Origin of the sequence: Achromobacter mucicolens, assembly GCF_902859725.1 — a bacterium.
GTDB classification, from domain to species: domain Bacteria; phylum Pseudomonadota; class Gammaproteobacteria; order Burkholderiales; family Burkholderiaceae_B; genus Achromobacter; species Achromobacter mucicolens.
Genome location: NZ_CADIJP010000047.1, coordinates 1 through 864 on the forward strand (window position 1 = coordinate 1; position 864 = coordinate 864).

The following is an 864-nucleotide window of genomic DNA, read 5'->3' on the forward strand; positions in this document are numbered from 1 at the left end:
ATGCTCGACAAGTTGCGCGATACCGATTCGTTGCGCAACAAGCTGCAGGCATTCGACATCAAGGAAATCGCCAGCAGCTGCTCGTTTGCTCCCGACGTGCTCGACATGTCTTCCACGGACAATGGCATTGCCGAGAGCATCGCCGCGGCCCATACCCGCTTGGCGCCCACGCTTGCCAATCAGCTCCATTCCGACCCGGATTATCACCACGCCCCGCAATTGGTCGCATCGGATTTGAGGCCGACGGTCACCCGAGCCCGCGGCGCCGCTATCGTGCTGCGCGACCCCATCGGCATTACTCAGCAACTCAACGCCTGGCGAAACGAGGCCGTCGAGACGCTGAAGGACTACTTGAACAGGGGTGGGGCGAACAACGGCATCAGCAACGAACGCAAGATTCTGGTGGCGCAGGCGTTCGGCGATGTTCGGAATCAGTTTGAAGAAAGGTCCGCTGCCTTGGAGGCGCAGCATTACATCGAGATCGAACGGGACAAGGTGTTCAATCCCGAGATGGCGCGGGGGCGCAACTGGATCCTCGAGGAGGCGCAGCAGAAACGCTGGGAAGCGGCAGCCCAGGAGCACGTGCGCAACTACGAAGCCACGATAAGGGCGCGGGTGCAAACCAAACTGGACAGCGGCGAATACCGAGCCCGCTTCGAAAGCAAGTACGTAACTCCGCCGGACCCGAAAGCGGCGTTGCAGATCTACGCCATGAAAGAGGCGCTCGCGGGTTTCGAGACCCAATGTCGAATCGCGGAACAGGAAGCGGCGCGTCGGGCACTGCCATACGAAGTCTGGTTGCAGAGCGAGCAATTGCTGGATGGGTTGGAAGTCTATGACGATGCCGACCTTGCCAGCGGCTGG

At 60.5% G+C, this 864-nt stretch carries 1 protein-coding gene; it reads left to right on the forward strand.

Annotated features, from left to right (window positions below; genetic code table 11):
- Positions 1-864 (forward strand): hypothetical protein (locus HV786_RS27190; RefSeq protein ID WP_217472129.1); only part of this gene is annotated, 864 nt, incomplete at both ends.